Here is a 17,662-nt window from a genome sequence, read left to right as displayed (position 1 = left end):
GTCAGGCGAGGCGGCACGGCGCGCCAGGCGAAGGACACACGGCATTCGTCCCACGGCGAAGCAGGGTCTGTCGCATCGCGGCCATGCCGCGCGCGGGCTCGCCATGGACGAGCAACACGCGCGGGCGCGGTTCGTCACCGAGCCAGGCCAGCAGTTCGGGCGCATCGGCGTGCGCGGAAAAGCCGTTGATCGTCCATATCCGTGCCCGCACCGGCACGTCGCGCCGACCGATGCGAAGGCTTCGGCAACCGTCCACGAGTTGGCGCGCGGGTGTGCCTTCGGCCGCGTAACCGACGAAGACCACGGACGATCGGTCACGGGGCAGGTTGTGCCGCAGGTGGTGGCGCACGCGGCCACCCGTGCACATGCCCGAGCCGGCGAGGATCACGGCACCGCCCTGGATCGCGTTGACCGCCATCGACTCCTCCACCCCTCGGGTAAAGTGCAGGTGAGGCATGGCGAAGGGATCACCCTGCCGCAACGCGCCGCGAAACGCATCGCTGAACCCGTCGGCGTGGCGACGGAAGATCTCGGTGGCGGAAATCGCCATGGGCGAGTCGAGGACGACGGTGACGCCAGCCGGTATCCTGCCGCCGCGGATGCCCTCATGGAGACAGTGCAGGATGTCCTGGGCCCGTTCGAGGGCGAATGTGGGGATGACGACGTTGCCGTGCGCACGCAACGTCTGGTTCACCGCCCCGAGAAACTCGTCGCGCGTGGCCTCGAACGATCGGTGCGGACGATCCCCGTAGGTGGTTTCCATGACCACGACATCCGCTGGCGGCGCGGGACGCGGCGCGCGGAGCATGCCCGATCCGCGATGACCCAGATCCCCCGAGAACACCATGCGCCGCTGTGAGGCGCCGTCGTGTAGTTCCAGGAGAATCGACGACGAACCGAGGATGTGCCCCGCGTCCAGAAACGTGGCGGTCACGCCGGGCACGATCGCCAGCGGCGTGTCGTAGGCGGCCGGCCGGTCGAGCGCCTCGATCGCGCGGAAGGCATCGTCGACGGTGAATGCCGGCGCGGCATCGTTCATGCCGTGCCGGCGTGCCCTGCGGGCTTCTTCTTCCTGCAACTGGGCCGCGTCCAGCAGGACGATGCGCGCCAGGTCGCGGGTCGCCGGCGTGGCGACGATCGACCCGGCGAATCCGTCGCGCACCAGTTGCGGCAGGCGCCCGCAGTGGTCGAGGTGGGCGTGGGTGAGCAGCACCGCGTCGATCGATCGCGCATCGAAGGCGAATCCTCGGCGGTTGGCCCCGGCGGCGTCGCGGGTACCCTGGAACAGCCCGCAGTCGACGAGGATGCGGCTTGGGCCGCATTCCACCTCGTGGCACGACCCGGTGACGCCGAGGGCGGCGCCATGGCAGGTGTAGATGATCACGGGCGAGACGCCGGCCGGTCGACGATCACAACGTGAGCGTATGCACGGCGAGCGTGGGATCGGCGGGGTCGTGCGACCGCGTAAAGCCGAGATAGCGGGCGAGTTCCTCCATGTCGTGGTTTTCCGCGAAGTCGACGGAAAACATGCGGTGGAAGCCGTGCCGTCGCGCGGTATCGATCAGGTGGCGCATCAGGGCGACGGCCAGACCGCGATGGCGCCAGTCGTCCGCGACGGTGACCGCGCATTCGCAGCACGCGGGATCGTCCGTCGCGCAGTAGCGGGCGATGCCGATCTCGCGCAGTTCGCCGTTATCGTGGACCAGCGCGATAAAGGCGGCCGAACGGATGCCGTCCACGTCCATGAGCGAGTCCATCAGCGCGGGGGATGCCTCGCGCATGTCGCCCAGGAAGCGGCACCGTCGCGACTCGGACGAGAGCCGCCTTATGAAGGCCTGCTCCCGCTCGCGATCGTCCGGACGCAGCGGCCGTATCAGCACATGGCTGCCGTCCGCCAGCACCTGGATCCCGTGATCTTCCGACGCGGGCGGCGTCCCCGCGTGGCAGCCCGGCATGGGCGCGGAGCGAATGAGGGTCATGACGGGCTCCGGCGGTCAGTGCGAGAAGAGGATGGGAACGGGTGTGTCGAAGAACAGGTTTCGCGTGGTGCCGCCGATCACCCATTCGCGCAACCGGCTGTGCCCATAACCGCCGGCGACGATCAACTGGGCCTTCGCGCGACTGGCGCGATCCAGGATCACGCCGGCGACGAGGCGTCCCCGCGACGTCTCGGTGACGATGCGGGCGGTCACGCCGTGTCGCTCCAGGTGGGCCGCGAGCACCGAGCCGAAGGAGGCCGTGTCTTCGAGAAACGACGCCACCGGATCGACCATGAGGATGTCCACCGTTTCGGCCGACGCGAGCAAGGGCAGCGCGTCGTGGACCGCACGTGCTGCCTCGCGCGTGTCCGACCAGGCGATCACCGCGTGCCGCGGTGGCAGCGATGGTGACGCGTGACCGGCCGGTACCAGCAGGACGGGCCGGCCGGATTCCAGCAACAGCGCGGCGAAGACATCGTGCACGCGCGAGGCGTCCGACGGGGGACCGTCGGGCCTCGCGATGACGCTAAGGTCGGCGCGGCGGGCGGCGGTCGCCGCGATGCCGGCCGGCGATTCGCCATACGCCTCGAAGGTCAGCACGCGGCCCTCCACGCCAAGGGGCGGCAACCCGCGCTGGAACGCCAGGGCGCGCTTCGCCGCCGCTTCGCGGATCTGCGCATAGCGTTCCACGCAGGCCGGATCGGGCACGAGCGACCAGGCGTCGACGGCCGACAGCGGCATGGCGAGCACCTGCACCACGTCCAGTTCCGCACCGTGGTGGCGTGCCAGGGCGGCGGCCGTCGCGAGGGCCGCGCTGTCGCAAGGCAAATCGTTGGCGATGACCGCGATGTCCCTGAAGGCGGCGGGCTGGCGCGACGGACCCGCCGACGGTTGGGTGAAAGGCATGGGCGACATGGGCGACCCCTTGGACGAGGAGAAAAGACGGCGATCCGGCGCGACCGGGATCAGCCGATGCGCATGTGATCGTGCACCGCGTGCACGCCAGGCACCGACCAGGCGGCGCGGGCGACGGCAAGGCGTTCGTCGTAATCGTCGACGTCTCCCTCCAGCGTGACGTCGCCTTCGGGCGCGATGCGGATACGGATGCGATCGGCTTCCACGTCGGCATGCCGGCGAAGCGCGTCGGCGATGTGGCGGCGCACGTCGGCCGACGACACGGTCGGCGCGACCGTGACCGCGTTGATCACGCCCTTGACGCCACCCAGCCGCTTCACCGAGGCCTCGGCGGACTGCCGCTGGTAATGCCAGGGCACTTCGCCCGACAGGGTCACCCAGCCGTTGGCGACCTTCACGTGGATCTGCCCACGCGGAATCGAGGCGTGCCACGCGATGGTATGCACCGCGCGCGACGCAATCTCGTCGTCGTTAACCCTGGCCTCCGCCGGAAGGCGTACCTGGATCTCCTGGGCGATCGCCTTGACGCCCTTGACCCGCCACGTCGCCCGTTCGGCGTCGACTTTCTGGACATAGGCCGGCACGTGGCCAGTGAGCGTCACGACACCGTCCGCGACGGCGACACCGATACCGGACGCATCGATACTCGGGTCGAAGTCCAGTTCGTCGATGACATCCTGTCGAAGCTGGCTGTCGTTCATGGCGATGGCTCCGCTCGAAGAGGGGAGTCCATCATCGGCGCGCGGCAACCGGGGCGTATTGATCCAGGTCAAGCGCCGCGCGGCGGCATCAGAGGCGGCCGTCCACCTCGTGCTGCGGAAGCACCGACTTGACGTCGTACACCACCGCACCGGGCTTGCCGAAGGCGCGGATCGTCGCCGCCCCGAAGGCGCGGAACTGATCATGGGCCACGGCGACGATCACCGCGTCGTAGGCGCCTTCGTCGATCGCATCCACCGGCCGTACGCCGTATTCCCGGTCGCATTCGTCGGCATCCACCCACGGATCGTAGACCTCGACGTCGGCCATCGACTGGCGCAGTTCGCGCACGATGTCGATCACCCGCGTGTTGCGCAGGTCGGGGCAGTTTTCCTTGAAGGCGAAGCCCAGCACCAGCACCCTCGCATCGACGATGTGCAGCCGGCGCTCGCTCATCAGGCGGATGACGCGGTCGGCCACGTAGGTGCCCATGCGGCTGTTGATGCGTCGCGCGGCAAGGATCAGCTCGGGGTGGTAACCGGTAACCTCGGCCTTGTGCGTAAGGTAATACGGGTCGACGCCGATGCAGTGGCCGCCGACGAGGCCAGGGCGGAAGGGAAGGAAGTTCCACTTCGTGCCCGCGGCCTCAAGCACCTCGCCGGTGTCGATGCCCAGGCGGTTGAAGATCAGGGCCAACTCGTTGACCAGCGCGATGTTCACGTCGCGCTGCACGTTCTCGATGACCTTGGCCGCTTCGGCGATGCGGATCGACGAGGTCTTGTGCGTGCCCGCGCGAATGATGGTGCGATACAGCGCGTCGACGCGTTCGGCCGCGTCGGGCGTGGAACCGGAGGTGAGCTTGCGGATGTCCACCACGCGCCGCGCATGGTCGCCCGGGTTGATCCGCTCCGGGCTGTAGCCGCAGTGGAAATCGCGGTTGAACACCAGGCCCGAGCCCTGCTCAAGGATCGGCACACACACTTCTTCGGTGGTGCCGGGATACACCGTGGATTCGAAAATCACCAGATCGCCGCGGGCGAGCAGCCCGCCGAGCATGCGGCAGGCGCGCTCCAGCGGCTCCAGGTCGGGGCGCTGCGCTTCGTCGATAGGCGTGGGCACCGTCACGACGTAGACGTTGCAGCCGGCCAGTTCGGCCAGGTCGTCGCTGTAGCGCAGGCGGCCGGCTGCCGTGAGCGCAGCGGGATCCACTTCCAGCGTATGGTCGCGCCCGGCGCGCAGTTCGACGATGCGGACCGGGTCGATGTCGAATCCGAGGGTGTCGAAATGCTTGCCGAACTCGACCGCGAGCGGCAGCCCGACGTAACCCAGACCGATGATGCCGATCCGCGGATCAGGAGTGAGAACCATGGGGGCCCAGGCTTCCAAAAGAAACGAAGCGTACACGCCACGGCGCGCCGGGAGTACCACCCGGCCCGGCAGCGATGTGCCACACCGGCCGGCGGCTTGCTAAGCTCCCGGCCCATGACCGCCTCCGACGACCGCGCGACCGCGCGCCTGGCCTGGGCCCGCCAGGTCACCGCCCTGCCCTCCCTCACCCTCGAACCGGCCTCGGCCGATGCCAGCTTCCGGAGTTACTGGCGGGGCTACGTCGAGGGCCAGCCGGTGATCGTGATGGATTCGCCGCCCGACAAGGACGACCCCGCGCCCTGGATCGCCATCGGCCGGCGACTCGCCGAGGCAGGCCTGCACGTGCCCAAGGTGATGGCGGCCGACCTCGTGCAGGGGCTCCTGCTGATCGAAGACCTCGGCACGCGCACCTACCTGCCCGAACTCGACGAACGCACCGTCGACGCGCTGTACGGCGACGCGCTGGACGCCCTGCTGCGCATGCAGAAGCAGGTCGATACCGCCGGGCTGCCTGCCTTCGATCCGGCCTGGCAGACGATGGAAATGGAGATCATGCCGACCTGGTTCCTCCAGCGGCACCTGGGCGCCGACCTTGCCTGCGGCGACTGGGACGTGGTCGAACTGGCCTTTACCCGCATCCTGCAGGCCATCGCCGAACAACCGCGTGCCTTCATGCATCGCGACTACCACAGCCGCAACCTGCTGGTCACCGCGGACCGCTCGCCAGGCATCATCGATTTTCAGGGGGCGATGTCCGGACCGATCACCTACGATCTCGCCTCGCTGCTGCGCGACGCGTACATCGTGTGGGACAACGAGCGCGTGGAAGGCTGGGTCGAGGCCTACCGCCTGCGCCTGCTCGATGCCCGCCTGCTCGACGACACGGTGGACACCGATCGGTTCCGTCGATGGTTCGACCTGACGGGCCTGCAGCGGCACATCAAGATCCTCGGCCTGTTCTGCCGGCTGTGTTACCGCGACGGCAAGCCGGGTTACCTCGCCGACCTGCCGCGCGTGCTGCGTTACGTGCTCGACACCGCGCGCCGCCACGTCGACCTCGCACCCCTGGCCGATGACATCCAAGCGCGCATCGGCGACCGCGACATCACCGTGGCGCGGCCGGTATGAGGCATGCGCTGATTCTCGCAGCCGGCCGTGGCGAGCGCATGCGTCCGCTGACCGACGCCACGCCCAAGCCGCTCCTGGAGGTGAACGGCACGCCGCTCATCGTGCATCACATCGAAAAGCTTGCCGCCGCGGACGTGCGCTACATCGTGATCAACACGTCGTACATGGCCGACCGGTTTCCCGACGCGTTGGGCGACGGCTCGCGATGGGGCGTGCGACTGCGCTATTCGTACGAAGGCCCGCAGCCGCTGGAAACCGGTGGCGGCATGCGCAACGCGCTGCCCCTGCTCGGGCCGGAACCGTTCATCGCGGTGAGCGCGGACATCGTCAGCGACATCGACTACAACGCGCTTCCCCGCGAGCCGCAGGGCCTCGCGCACCTGGTGATGGTGCCCAACCCGGCGTTTCATCCCGAGGGCGATTTCGCGCTGCGCGACGGCATGCTTTTCGAAGACGGCGACCGATTGACCTTCGGCAACGTGGGCGTGTATCGGCGCGAGCTCGTCGCGAGCGAGCCGCCCGGCGCATTCAAGCTGCTGCCGTCCTACCGGCGTGCGATCGCCGAAGGCCGTCTGACCGGCGAGCGCTTCGACGGCTATTGGCGCAACGTGGGCACACCCGCCCAACTCGACGCGGTGCGGCTCGACGCGTCGCATCCAGCGTAGGGTTTCGACGCGGCGTTACTGGATCGCCGACGTCAACTCACGCAAACGCTCCCGCCCCATCGCGAATGCCTCGTTGTAGGCACTGGTGACGTCGCCGAAATCGATGGCGCCCTCGCCTGCGTCGATCTCCTCGCCGATGTGGTCGAGGATGCGATACGTCGGACGGTAAACCTGCTGCCCGGCATCGCCGAAATGTTTGACCGCGCGAGCGACCACCCTGAACTTGCCGTAATTTTCCACTCGGTTTCCTCCCCCCATGCCCTTCCGATACTGACCGGCCCGGATGACCGTTTCAAGTGACGCGGATGGCATCCCCGCTCAGCGGGGTGCCTGGGCCGGCGTCATGGCGGTCATCGCCGGCGATGACGGGGCCGGCGCGGCGGGCGGATTCATGCTTCGCACGTGAGTCATGTCCGCGGTGGACGACGGCGCCTGCGGCGACGCGTCCGTGTCGTTTCCCGCCACTTCGGGCGACATCGCCGCCTTTGCCGCCTCGTGGGTCATCACCACGATGCTGATACGACGGTTGATCGGCGCCGACGGGTTGGTCTTGTCGAAAGGCACCGACGCGGCGAGGCCGACCACGCGCGCGACCTTTTCCGGGCTCATGCCGCCGTCGACCAGCGTGCGGCGCGCGGCGTTCGCGCGATCGGCGGAGAGCTCCCAGTTGCCGTAGGCACTGTCGGCGCGGATATACGGCGCGTTGTCGGTATGGCCGGAGATGCTGATCTGGTTCGGCACCTGATTGATGAAACCGGCCAGCTCATGAAGGATCTGCACCGTGTACGACTTGAGCGCGCCGCTGCCCGTATCGAACATGGGGCGGTTCTGCTTGTCGACGATCTGGATGCGCAGGCCTTCGGAGGTGATGTCCAGCAGCAGCTGATCCTTGTAGGGCGCCATCGCCTGGCTCTTGGCGATGGCTTCGCTGAGGTCTTTCATCAGCTGTTCGAGCCGGCGGTGTTCTTTTTCCTTGGCCAGCTTGTCGACGTCGGCCGCGGTCGCCGGCTTGGCGAACGCCTGCTGGTCGCCCGGCCCTTTGGGAAGGTCCATGGCGCCACCGAGCTTGATCATGCTCGTGCTCGCGCCGCCGGGCCCCATCTTGCCGGACGGTGCCATCGTGGACTGCCCCTGGGTCAGGCTCGGGTTCTTGAAATACTCCGAGATGGCCGCGCGTTGCTGCTTGGTGCCGGCACCGACGAGCCACATCACGAGGAAGAACGCCATCATCGCCGTCACGAAGTCGGCGTAGGCGACTTTCCAGGCGCCGCCGTGGTGGCCGTGGCCGCCCTTCTTCTTTCGACGGACGATGATGACCTGACGCAACTCGCTCATGTCAGCGCGCCGTTTTCAGATGCGCTTCGAGATCCTGGAAGGTCGGACGCGCGCTGGACTGCAGGCTCTTGCGGGCGAATTCCACCGAGACCATCGGGTTGTAGCCGCGCAGGTTGGCCATCAGGGCCACCTTCACGCACTCGAACGCCTTGCCGTCGGTGTTGACCCGGGCTTCCATGGCGGCCGAGAGCGGCCCGATGAAGCCGTACGACAAAAGGATGCCCAGGAACGTACCGACCAGCGCACCGGCGATGTGCTCACCGATGACGGCCGCGTCACCGTCGATGGATTTCATCGTGATGACGATGCCAAGCACCGCCGCCACGATGCCGAAACCCGGCAGGGCATCGGCCATCTTCTGCACGGCGAGCGCCGGCGCCGCCGCCTCGTGATGGTGTGTTTCCAGTTCGACCTCGAGCAACTGCTCCAGTTCGTGCGGATCCATGCTGCCGCCGACGATCAGGCGCAGGCAATCGGTAATGAAGTCGATCAGGTGATGCTCGGCGACCAGGCGCGGGTAGGCGGAGAACAGCGTGCTATTCGCTGGATCCTCGATGTGCGCCTCCATGCCGAGCTGGCCCTCCTTGCGCATCTTCGTGAAGATGTCGTACAGCAGGGAAAGCAGGTCGACGTAATCCTGCTTGCGATATTTCGGGCCCTTCAGCAGGGCCAGCGCGTCCGTCGCGGAACGCTTAACGATCTCCATCGAATTGGCGCTGATGAACGCGCCCACCGCCGCCCCGAAAATGATGAGCAGCTCGTAGGGTTGCCAAAGCGCGCCGATGGAACCGTGCGAGAGGACATAACCCCCTAGCACCGAGACCAGGACGACGATCGAACCGATAATGACCAACATGACGTTCACTTCCTCCCAGTCGTTTTCCTTATCGGCCGGTCGCGCCGTAGATTGAGGACATTCGTCACGTTTTCCGGCACGTCACTCCAGCGGTCCGGCATACCGGGGAAACACGAGCCGGACCCGCGTGCCGACGCCCGCCTCGCTCTCGATCTCCACGCCGCCGCCCGCCTGGGCCACCATGCCGTAGACCTGTGCCAGGCCGAGGCCTGACCCGCCTTCCTTGGTCGTGAAGTACGGTTCGAACAGGCGGTGTCGTACCTCCTCGGACATGCCGCCCCCTTCGTCACTCACGCTGACGAACACGTGTTGGGGCGCCCGCGGCTCCCGGGCGTCGTCATCGTGCGGCGGTAACGGGCGCTCCCCCACGTCGACGACGATGTCACCGACGCCCTGCATGGCGTCGCGGGCATTGAGGCAGACGTTCATCAGCGCCTGCTCGAGGTGGTGACGGTCGACCCACACGGGCAACGGCACGACCGGCCGGCGCACCTGCATACCCACCCGTCCGCCCATCACATGCCGGGCGAAATCGGCGAAACCGGTCACCACCTCGCCGAGGTCCATCGCCTCGGCACGCTCCGGCTGGTTACGGGCGAAAGCCAGGAGACGACGGGTGAGCGCGGTGGCGTGGCGCGTGCCTTCCATCGCGTAGGTCAGCATGCGCCGCTGGTGCGGGGTCAACGCGTCCGCCTCCTCCTGGAGCCCGGACAGGCTCACGATCACGGTCTGCAGCATGTTGTTGAAGTCGTGGGCGATGCCGCTGACCAGTTGGCCGATCGCCTGTTGTTTCTGCACCTGCCGGGCCCCGGCCTCCGCCAGCGCGAGGGCGCGGTGGGCCATCTCCAGCTGGCCGGCCAGTCCGTCGATCTGGTCTTCGGCGTCGCGACGGGCGCCGTGCTCGGATTCGAGCCGCTCCAAGAGCGTGCCGTAGCGGTTCGAGGCAACCGCGGACCGCGCCACCGTCTCGTTCAGGCGCTCCTGCAGCACCGCGTTGATCGACTCCAGGGCCGACTGCAACTCGACCCGTTCGGTGATGTCACGACTGATGACGATGAAGTGGTCCAGGGCATCACCGGCGATCACCGGCGCCACCATCACCTCCCACCAGCGCCGGGTACCACGGGGCGCCTGTCGCCAGCTCACGAAGTCGACGCGCTCGCCGCCCGAGGCCCTGTCCAGGACACGCCGCACCATGGCCCTGACCTCCTCCGGCCAGACCTCGATCCATGGCGTGCCGACTAGCTGGCCGCCCCGATCCTGCGCCAGCGCCAGGCACCCCGCGCCACCGATGAAGCGGATCACGCCGTCGCGATCGAGTTCTTTCATGCAATCAGCCGAGGCTTCAACGAATTGCCGGTATCGCCCTTCTCCTTCGCTCATCGCACGCCCGCTTCGTTGCCAGCTCCCCCGGATCCTATGACGCGCCGCGCCATAGCCGCCTGTCAAGCGGCGTTTTCACGGGACGCCGACATTGGCCGTTTTGGCTTAGACCGAGGCACCGGGGTCATCGTCGAAGCCGGTCTCACCCTCCGCAAACGTCGGCGCACCGTCTTCCTCGACGCCCAGCACGAGCGCGAGGGCCTTGTCGGCACCGGCCAGCGCGTCGTCTTCCGACCGGAAGCTACGGTTTTCGTAAACCGCGAAATAGGTCGGATGGCCACCGCCGTCGGGCCACGACGACAGCAGGGCGGTAAAACGGGAGCCTTCACGCGCCGCCGACGTGCGCAGCGTGAAGCCGGGAAAAACTCGCTCAGCCATGAAACAGTCCCTTCGAAAGAAAAAATGGAGCAGGATCGGGTATTTGCACGAAAGTGCTTACGGAATCAAGGAACGTGTTCAGCATTTGGGCACTTGCCGTACCGGTTCGTGTGGGGTATTTCGTGTCTCAAGCGACATCACGCGTCTTTCACGGTGTCGTGACACGCAACAGGAACAGGGGTTGGAACACTTATGAACGTCATCACCACCGCGTCGCCGTCCAGGCGCCTCGCGTGGGCCGTCGCCACCGTGCTCGCCATCGTGGGCATCGCCGGCCTCGCCCTTGCGCCGCGCGTGGCGGCTGCCATCCCGCGCACCGCCATCCAGATAGCTTACGCCTGGTTGTGCGCCTCGTTCGTGGGCTCCGCCTACGTCGTGGTCACGCTGGCCAATGACGCGGAAGGCGCCACCGAGGACGGCGACGACTATTACTGATCCTCAGGGACGGGGTGTGACAAAAAAGAAAGCCGCCCGGGGGGGGCGGCTTTCTTTTTGGGGAGGGAGATGGGAAGGCGGGGTCCGCCGCGGCGGTGCGTAGTGCACCTCGGCGAAGAGACACCCCGCGCCCCCTCTCCCGCCCTCAAGGCCTCCGGGCGAGTTCCGGGTCTTCCTTCGTCCGCGGCATGAGGTCCTGCTTGGACACGCCCAGCCAAAGGAGGATCGGGCTGGCGACGAAGATCGACGACAGCGTACCCACGACGATACCGATCAGCATCGTGATCGCGAAACCGTGCACCACCGGACCGCCGATGAAGAACAGCGCGGCCATGGTGATGCCGGTGAACAACGAGGTGATGATGGTTCGCGACAGCGTGCTGTTGATCGACCGGTTGAGTACCTCTTCAGGGGACGCGTTGCGGCTCGAACGGAACAGTTCGCGCACGCGGTCGAACACCACCACCTTGTCGTTGATGGAGTAGCCGACCACGGCCAGCACCGACGCAAGCACCGTCAGATCGAACTCGCGCTGGGTCAGGGCGAAGATGCCCAGGGTGACCAGCACGTCGTGGATCTCCGTGAGCAGGGCCGCGATCGCGAAGCGCTTCTCGAAGCGGATCCACAGGTAGCCCATGATGCCGACGATGACGAAGATCACCGCGACGATGCCGTCGCTGCGCAACTCCGCACCCACCTGCGGGCCGACGAAGGAGTAGCTCTTCATCGATGCGTCGGGACGGGCCACCTGGATCGCCTTCACGACGTCCTTGGCGACTCGCGAGGCGACGTCATCGCTCATGGAGGCTTCGCCGTTCTTGGCGTCGTCCTTGGGCAGGAGTCGCACGGCCACCTCGCGGGTGCCGCCGACCGCCTGCACCAGCGGATTGTCCACGCCGCTCTTCTCGAGCGCGGCGCGCACGTCATTGGTGTCGACCGGGTTCTGGAAGGCGACCGAGACGGACACGCCGCCGAGGAAGTCCTGCCCGTAGTTGAAGCCCCGCACGCCGATCAGCGCCGCCGAGGCGACGATCAGCAACACGGCCAGCCCGATGCTGAAGCGGCGCAGGCCGAGGAAGTTGAAGTTCGCGTTGTGATTGAAGATTTCCATGGCGTCCCTCCCGTCAGACCGACAGGGTCTTGAGCTTGCGGCCGCCGTGGATCAGCGCCGTGATGGCATGGGTCACCGTCACCGACGTGAACATCGACGTGAGGATACCGATGAACAGCGTGACGCCGAAGCCTTTGATCGGGCCCGAGCCCATGGTCATCAGGCCCAGCGCCGCGAGGAGGTGGGTCACGTTCGCGTCGAGAATCGTCGCCCATGCCTTGTCGTAGCCCGTGCGGATCGACGCGAGCGGCGACGAACCGTTGCGCAGTTCTTCACGGATACGTTCGCAGATGAGCACGTTGGCATCGATCGCCATACCCAGTGTCAGCACGATACCGGCAATGCCGGGCATGGTGAGGGTCACGTGGATCAGCGACATCACCGCCACGAGGAGCACCAGGTTGAAGAACAGCGCGATGTCGGCCACCAGGCCGAAAAGCTTGTAGTAGATGGCCGCGGCCACCAGCACCAGCCCGAGGCCGAGCATCACCGCCTTGAAGCCCTTGTCGATGTTGTCGGCACCCAGGCTGGGACCGATGACGCTTTCGCCGACGATGTCCACGGGCACCGCGAACGAACCGCCGCGCAACAGCAACGCCAGTTCGGACGCTTCCGCGTCGGACGGCAGGCCGTTGGTCTGGAACTTCTTGCCGAACGGGCTACTGATGTTGGCGTAGTTGATCACCTCGTCGACGATCTTGGGCGTTTTGACTTCCTTGCCGTCGACCATCTTCGTTTCGGTGGTGCGCGTGGTGTAGAGCACCGCCATCGGCTTGCCGACGTTGTTGTTGGTGAACTCCTGCATCTTGCGCGCGCCGGAGCTGTTGAGCGTGACGCTCACCATGGGCGTGCCGTTCTGCGGGTCGCGGCCCGACTGGGCGTCGACGAGTTCGTCGCCGCTGGCGATCACCGACTTGCTGAGCAGGTAGGGTCGACGGTCGCGACCGAAGTAAAGCTTGGCATCCGGCGGCACGTTGCCCGTGCGCGCGGCCTCCATGGCTTCCTGCGAGGTGTAGAGGCCGGCGCGATACTGCAGCGAGGCCACGGCACCGATGATCTTCTTCGCCTCGGCGGTGTCCTGCACGCCCGCGAGTTCCACCACGATCTGGTTGGTGCCCTGCTGCTGGATGAGCGGCTCGGACACACCCAGCGCGTTGACGCGCTGGCGCAGGGTGGTGAGGTTCTGGGTGATCATGCCCTGGGAGATCTCGCGCAGCTTCGCCGGCTTGATCGTCGCGTTGAGCGCAAAACGGTTACCCGTCGACGGGCCGTCGGCCACCTGCAGCTCCGGGTAATCGGAGCCGATCAGCGACGCTGCCTGCTGGCGATCGGCCTCGGTACGCAACACCACGTTGACGCCCTGGCCGCGTGCGTTGCGGCTGACCGAGTCGTAGTTGACCTTCTTGTCGCGCAGCATCGAGCGGATGTCGTCGGTGTAGCGCGTTTCCTGGGTGTCGATGACGGCGTTCTTGTCGACTTCCATGAGGAAGTGGACGCCACCCTGGAGATCGAGGCCCAGCGGCATCGAGTTGGCGTTGATCGCCTGCAGCCAGGCCGGCACGGTGCTGGCCTGGTTCAGCGCCACCGTGTAGTTGTCGCCGAGGCCCGTGCGAAGCGCTTCGGACGCCTTCGACTGTGCATCCGCGCCGCCGAAGCGCGCGAGCAGGCGGCCGGCCTTGTCGTCGATCTGGATCGATGTGGCGGGCACCTTCGCGGCGGCGAGGAGACCTTCCACCTTGCCCTTGAGGCTGGCATCGATCGTGGTGCCGCGGTTGCCGGAGATCTGCACGGCTGGCTGCGGCGGGAAAGCGTTCGGCAGGGCGTAGACGATGCCGAACAGCAGCACGATCACGACAAGCGCGTATTTCCAGCGTGGAAAATCACTCATGTGTATGGCATTCCATGGGAGCGGCCGTACGCCGGCCGCGACAGACGCGTTTGGAAGAAAAAGCTCAGGACTTCTTCAGGCTGCCCTTCGGCAACACCTGGGTGATCGCGCCTTTCTGCACCTGGACGACGGTGCCCGGCGCGATCTCGACGCGCACGAACGACTCGCCGACGTCGTCGATGCGACCGGCCAGGCCACCGCTCATCACCACCTCGTCGCCCTTGGCGAGCGCGGCCAGCAGCGCGCGGTGCTCCTTCTGGCGCTTCATCTGCGGGCGGATCATCATGAAATAGAAGATGCCGAAAAGCACCGCCATCATGATCAGCGGCGACAGGCCGAGGGCGCCGCCCTGGGCACCGCCGGCGGTGGGAGCGGCTTGCAGCGCAAGCGTGGCAATCGTCGTGAGGCTCATCAGATTTCTCGCAAGTCATGGAACGGCCAAGGAAAACCGGCCATTCACGTAAAAAGATCGTGGATTATGCCACGCACCCCGGCGGTTATGAACCGCGTCCCGCTCTGGCTTTGGGGACGGCAAGGCCCCCGCGCAAGGGCGCTCAGCCGTCGACGATGGCCTTTCGGCGGGCTTCGTAAAAATCCGCGACGAAGTCGTCGAGGGTGCCCGCCTCGATCGCACCGCGCAGTCCGGCCATCAACCGCTGGTAGTGACGCAGGTTGTGCATCGTGGCGAGCTGACTGCCAAGGATCTCGTTGCAGCGGTCGAGGTGGCGCAGATAGGCCCGGGAAAACCCGCCCGCACAGGCGTAACAATCGCAACCCTCTTCGATCACGCGCGTATCGGTGGCGAACTTCGCGTTACGGATACGTAACGTACCCTCACGGGTAAACAGGAACCCGTTGCGGGCGTTCCGCGTCGGCATGACGCAGTCGAACATGTCGATACCGCGCCGCACGGCTTCCACGATGTCTTCGGGACGGCCCACGCCCATGAGATAGCGCGGCCGGTCGGCCGGCAGCACCGGCAGGGTGACGTCGAGGGTATGGTTGCGTTCGGCTTCCGGTTCGCCAACGGCCAGGCCGCCCACGGCATAGCCGTCGAAGCCAATCGCCATCAGCTGCTCGGCTGAGCGGTGGCGGAGCGATTCGAACGTGCTGCCCTGGACGATGCCGAACAGGGCGTTCGGGTTCTTCAGGTCGTCGAACGACCGGCGCGAGCGCTCGGCCCAGCGCAGGCTGAGCTCCATGGAATCGGAGGCCACCTTTTCGGTGGCCGGGTACGGCGTGCACTCGTCGAAGATCATCGCGACGTCCGAGTCGAGCACTTTCTGGATGCGCATCGATTCCTCCGGCGAGAGGAACACTTTCGAGCCGTCCACGGGCGACGCGAACGTCACGCCTTCTTCGGTGATCTTGCGCTTGTGCGCCAGCGAAAACACCTGGAACCCACCCGAATCGGTGAGGATCGGCTTGTCCCACCCGATGAATCGGTGCAGCCCACCGAACTCCCCGACGATGTCCAGTCCCGGCCGCAGGAACAAGTGGAAGGTGTTGCCGAGGATGATTTCCGCGCCGATGTCGAGCACGTCGCGGGGCGTCATGGCTTTCACTGAGCCATAGGTCCCCACGGGCATGAACGCGGGGGTTTCCACGGTGCCACGGCCGAAACGGAGACGGCCGCGCCGTGCCGCGCCGTCGGTGGCGAGGAGATCGAAGGGGAGGGTCATGGGGAAGATTGTAGCAGTGCGGGAGGTGGCGGTTGGGAAGCGGGGGCGTGGTTCGGCGGGAGGCTGAGGGGGTGGGTGGATGGGCGGTTGGGCGCTTTGGGGGCTTGATGGTTTGGGTGCTTGGGAGGTGCTTGAGAGATGGGGGGCGGGAAGTGGGGGCGTGGTCCGGCAGGCGCGCGAGGGAACCGAATGCGTGACGGACGCGCGCCCCCGCGTGACGTGTCCAGTACCCTCAGGCGCACGCCGGGGTGGCGCCCCCACTTCCCGCCCCCCATCTCCTGACCCCCACCTCCCAAGCGCCCACCCACACGTCCCATCCCCCTAAAGTTCCCGCGTCCCCCGCCGATTCTCCTAACCACAGGAGCGGCCCCATGGGGGTGCCGCCCAGGCCCCCCCGGAGGACCTGCGCCTTGAACATCCTGCCGACGAGTTTCGCTGCCCAGCTTTGGGCCGGCGCGGCTGCGGGCACCACGGCCGCCGTCGACGCATGGCGGGTGGGCACGTTGCTGTCGGCGCGGGTGATGGGCCAGACCGACGTGGGCAAGGTGTTGCTCGATATCGGCGGCATGACGGTCGAAGCCGATCCGGCGGGCACCTCGTTGCCGCAACAGTTCCAGGTGCGCGTGCTGACGCAAGGGCCGCAACCGCAGCTGGAGGTGATCGCCGCGCCGCCGGAAGAGCGGTTCGCGATGCAGGGACTACGCGAGCGACTTCCCCAGCAGAACGGCTACGCGTCGTTGCTGGGCACGCTCGCGACGCTGGCGCGCCGCCCGTTGGCGCGTGCCCTGCCCGCCCCTTTACGCGCAGCGCTGGCCACGCTCGAAAGCGCCATCGTCAAACCCGAAACACTCGCCTCGCCCGAAGGCATGAAGGAAGCGATCGCCAAGAGTGGCGCGTTCCTGGAGGCCAACCTCGCCCAGCCCGAGGAACCGATGCCAGCGGATGACGACTTTAAGGCGGCCTTGCTCGTCCTGCGCCGGGCGCTGGCGGATGTGCCGACGTCGCGACCGGGTACCGTTCCCGGCCGCCCGGCGACCGACACCCCACCCCCGCTCGCCCAGCGCGCGCTCGTCGCGCAACCGCGCGCCGCCGAACTGCCCCTCACCGAGAACGACATCGAGTCGCTGGTGAGCCAGTTGCGCACGGACGTACGCGCGGCGATTTCCCGGGTGGAGATCGGCCAGCTCGAATCCCAGCCACAGGCGGGGCTATGGATGCTCGAGATTCCCCTGGCCGGTGTGCGCGGGGGCTACGACGTGCTCCAGTTGCGCATCGAAGAAGGCAAGCCGTCCGCCGGTGAGGTGGATGGCGCCTGGACCGTCGGTTTCGCCATCGATCCGCCGACGCTGGGACCGGTGCAGGGCGAAATCCAGCTGCGTATGCCCCGCGTCACCGTGCGCCTGTGGGCGCAGCACGTGGAGACGGTGTCGCACCTGGAGGCGTCGTTCGTGTCGCTGCGTCGCCAATTGGAAAAAAGCGGGCTTCAACTCGACCAGTTCTCGTGCCTGCATGGCATACCCGTGCCCACGGGCGCGTACAGCGCGGTGCTGCTCGAGGCCCGCGCATGACGACGTCGCTTCCTTCGCCGCGCCGCAGCGTGCGGCTGCGACTGGCCACGCCTACCAGCAACGGCAGCACGCAGCGGATCGACGCCGACGGCGTGCGTTCGATGCTCGAACGCGCCCAGGCCATGGGCCTGGCGCCGCACCTGGATCCCCAGATCGCCACCCTGCTCGCTGCCGTACGGTTGCGCGAGGACGTGCCGCCGGAACTGTATGCCGCGCTGGCCGCGGTCGTGGGGACATTGCTGGCGGCGGCAAACGATTGACGTCGTGTGAAC

General features: G+C 67.0%; 19 protein-coding genes. 5 read left to right on the top strand and 14 right to left on the bottom strand.

The genetic code is table 11. The features are described 5' to 3' along the window. Position 1: 1 nt before the first annotated feature. The 5 genes from PI246_RS01385 to PI246_RS01365 form a co-directional block, all read right to left on the bottom strand. Complete coding sequence (locus tag PI246_RS01385) at positions 2-1,384, bottom strand: MBL fold metallo-hydrolase (protein ID WP_320549497.1); 1,383 nt, start codon at positions 1,382-1,384, stop codon at positions 2-4. A gap of 25 nt (positions 1,385-1,409) precedes the next feature. Beyond that, positions 1,410-1,979 (bottom strand): GNAT family N-acetyltransferase, encoded by a 570-nt coding sequence (locus PI246_RS01380; RefSeq protein ID WP_320549496.1) that lies wholly within the window; start codon positions 1,977-1,979, stop codon positions 1,410-1,412. A 15-nt stretch (positions 1,980-1,994) separates the two neighbouring features. Beyond that, the gene (locus PI246_RS01375) at positions 1,995-2,894 is read right to left on the bottom strand and encodes a universal stress protein (protein WP_320549495.1); all 900 of its coding nucleotides are present in this window, start codon (positions 2,892-2,894) and stop codon (positions 1,995-1,997) included. A 50-nt stretch (positions 2,895-2,944) separates the two neighbouring features. Beyond that, complete coding sequence (locus PI246_RS01370) at positions 2,945-3,595, bottom strand: BON domain-containing protein (RefSeq protein ID WP_320549494.1); 651 nt, start codon at positions 3,593-3,595, stop codon at positions 2,945-2,947. Between the two features lie 88 nt (positions 3,596-3,683). After that, positions 3,684-4,961: a nucleotide sugar dehydrogenase gene (locus tag PI246_RS01365; RefSeq protein ID WP_320549493.1), complete on the bottom strand. Its 1,278-nt coding sequence runs from the start codon at positions 4,959-4,961 to the stop codon at positions 3,684-3,686. Between the two features lie 114 nt (positions 4,962-5,075). On the opposite strand from PI246_RS01365, the gene PI246_RS01360 reads away from it, so the two are divergent. Together PI246_RS01360 and murU are read left to right on the top strand one after the other, a co-directional pair. Beyond that, positions 5,076-6,089: an aminoglycoside phosphotransferase family protein gene (locus PI246_RS01360; RefSeq protein ID WP_320549492.1), complete on the top strand. Its 1,014-nt coding sequence runs from the start codon at positions 5,076-5,078 to the stop codon at positions 6,087-6,089. After that, entirely contained in the window at positions 6,086-6,754 is a 669-nt protein-coding gene (gene murU / locus PI246_RS01355; RefSeq protein ID WP_320549491.1) for an N-acetylmuramate alpha-1-phosphate uridylyltransferase MurU, read from the top strand. The genes PI246_RS01360 and murU overlap by 4 nt, the downstream gene beginning before the upstream one ends. A 15-nt stretch (positions 6,755-6,769) precedes the next feature. Here the strand turns inward: murU and PI246_RS01350 are convergent, their stop codons facing one another. The 5 genes from PI246_RS01350 to PI246_RS01330 form a co-directional block, all read right to left on the bottom strand. Further along, positions 6,770-6,994 (bottom strand): hypothetical protein, encoded by a 225-nt coding sequence (locus PI246_RS01350; RefSeq protein ID WP_320549490.1) that lies wholly within the window; start codon positions 6,992-6,994, stop codon positions 6,770-6,772. Between the two features lie 78 nt (positions 6,995-7,072). Next, positions 7,073-8,089: a flagellar motor protein MotB gene (gene motB, locus PI246_RS01345; protein ID WP_320549489.1), complete on the bottom strand. Its 1,017-nt coding sequence runs from the start codon at positions 8,087-8,089 to the stop codon at positions 7,073-7,075. A gap of 1 nt (position 8,090) precedes the next feature. Continuing rightward, on the bottom strand, positions 8,091-8,945 hold the full coding sequence (gene motA, locus PI246_RS01340) for a flagellar motor stator protein MotA (RefSeq protein ID WP_320549488.1): 855 nt from the start codon (positions 8,943-8,945) through the stop codon (positions 8,091-8,093). Between the two features lie 81 nt (positions 8,946-9,026). Further along, positions 9,027-10,328: a two-component system sensor histidine kinase NtrB gene (locus tag PI246_RS01335; RefSeq protein ID WP_320549487.1), complete on the bottom strand. Its 1,302-nt coding sequence runs from the start codon at positions 10,326-10,328 to the stop codon at positions 9,027-9,029. Positions 10,329-10,433: 105 nt separating this feature from the next. After that, positions 10,434-10,706: a hypothetical protein gene (locus PI246_RS01330; RefSeq protein WP_320549486.1), complete on the bottom strand. Its 273-nt coding sequence runs from the start codon at positions 10,704-10,706 to the stop codon at positions 10,434-10,436. Positions 10,707-10,898: 192 nt separating this feature from the next. Here PI246_RS01330 and PI246_RS01325 point away from each other — a divergent pair, with 192 nt between their 5' ends. Beyond that, positions 10,899-11,141, top strand: coding sequence for a hypothetical protein (locus tag PI246_RS01325; protein ID WP_320549485.1), 243 nt, complete (start codon positions 10,899-10,901; stop codon positions 11,139-11,141). 145 nt (positions 11,142-11,286) lie between these two features. On the opposite strand, the gene secF is transcribed toward PI246_RS01325, so the two are convergent. The 4 genes from secF to tgt form a co-directional block, all read right to left on the bottom strand. Further along, positions 11,287-12,252 (bottom strand): protein translocase subunit SecF, encoded by a 966-nt coding sequence (gene secF, locus PI246_RS01320; RefSeq protein ID WP_320549484.1) that lies wholly within the window; start codon positions 12,250-12,252, stop codon positions 11,287-11,289. Positions 12,253-12,265: 13 nt separating this feature from the next. After that, positions 12,266-14,140: a protein translocase subunit SecD gene (gene secD, locus PI246_RS01315; protein ID WP_320549483.1), complete on the bottom strand. Its 1,875-nt coding sequence runs from the start codon at positions 14,138-14,140 to the stop codon at positions 12,266-12,268. Positions 14,141-14,204: 64 nt separating this feature from the next. Next, a complete protein-coding gene (gene yajC / locus PI246_RS01310) occupies positions 14,205-14,552 on the bottom strand; it encodes a preprotein translocase subunit YajC (RefSeq protein WP_320549482.1) in 348 nt (115 codons plus the stop codon). 142 nt (positions 14,553-14,694) lie between these two features. Next, positions 14,695-15,822, bottom strand: a complete 1,128-nt coding sequence (tgt, locus tag PI246_RS01305) for a tRNA guanosine(34) transglycosylase Tgt (protein ID WP_320549481.1) — start codon at positions 15,820-15,822, stop codon at positions 14,695-14,697. Between the two features lie 410 nt (positions 15,823-16,232). Between tgt and fliK the strand changes: the two genes are divergently transcribed. Both fliK and PI246_RS01295 read left to right on the top strand, forming a co-directional pair. Then, positions 16,233-17,390, top strand: a complete 1,158-nt coding sequence (fliK, locus tag PI246_RS01300) for a flagellar hook-length control protein FliK (protein ID WP_320549480.1) — start codon at positions 16,233-16,235, stop codon at positions 17,388-17,390. Then, positions 17,387-17,650, top strand: a complete 264-nt coding sequence (locus PI246_RS01295; protein WP_320549479.1) for a flagellar biosynthesis protein — start codon at positions 17,387-17,389, stop codon at positions 17,648-17,650. The genes fliK and PI246_RS01295 overlap by 4 nt, the downstream gene beginning before the upstream one ends. The last annotated feature ends 12 nt before the right edge of the window (positions 17,651-17,662 follow it).

This window comes from Luteibacter sahnii (genome assembly GCF_034063545.1).
GTDB lineage: Bacteria > Pseudomonadota > Gammaproteobacteria > Xanthomonadales > Rhodanobacteraceae > Luteibacter > Luteibacter sahnii.
The sequence above is the reverse complement of the archived record's forward strand: the minus strand, read 5'-3'. Positions and strand labels throughout refer to the sequence as shown.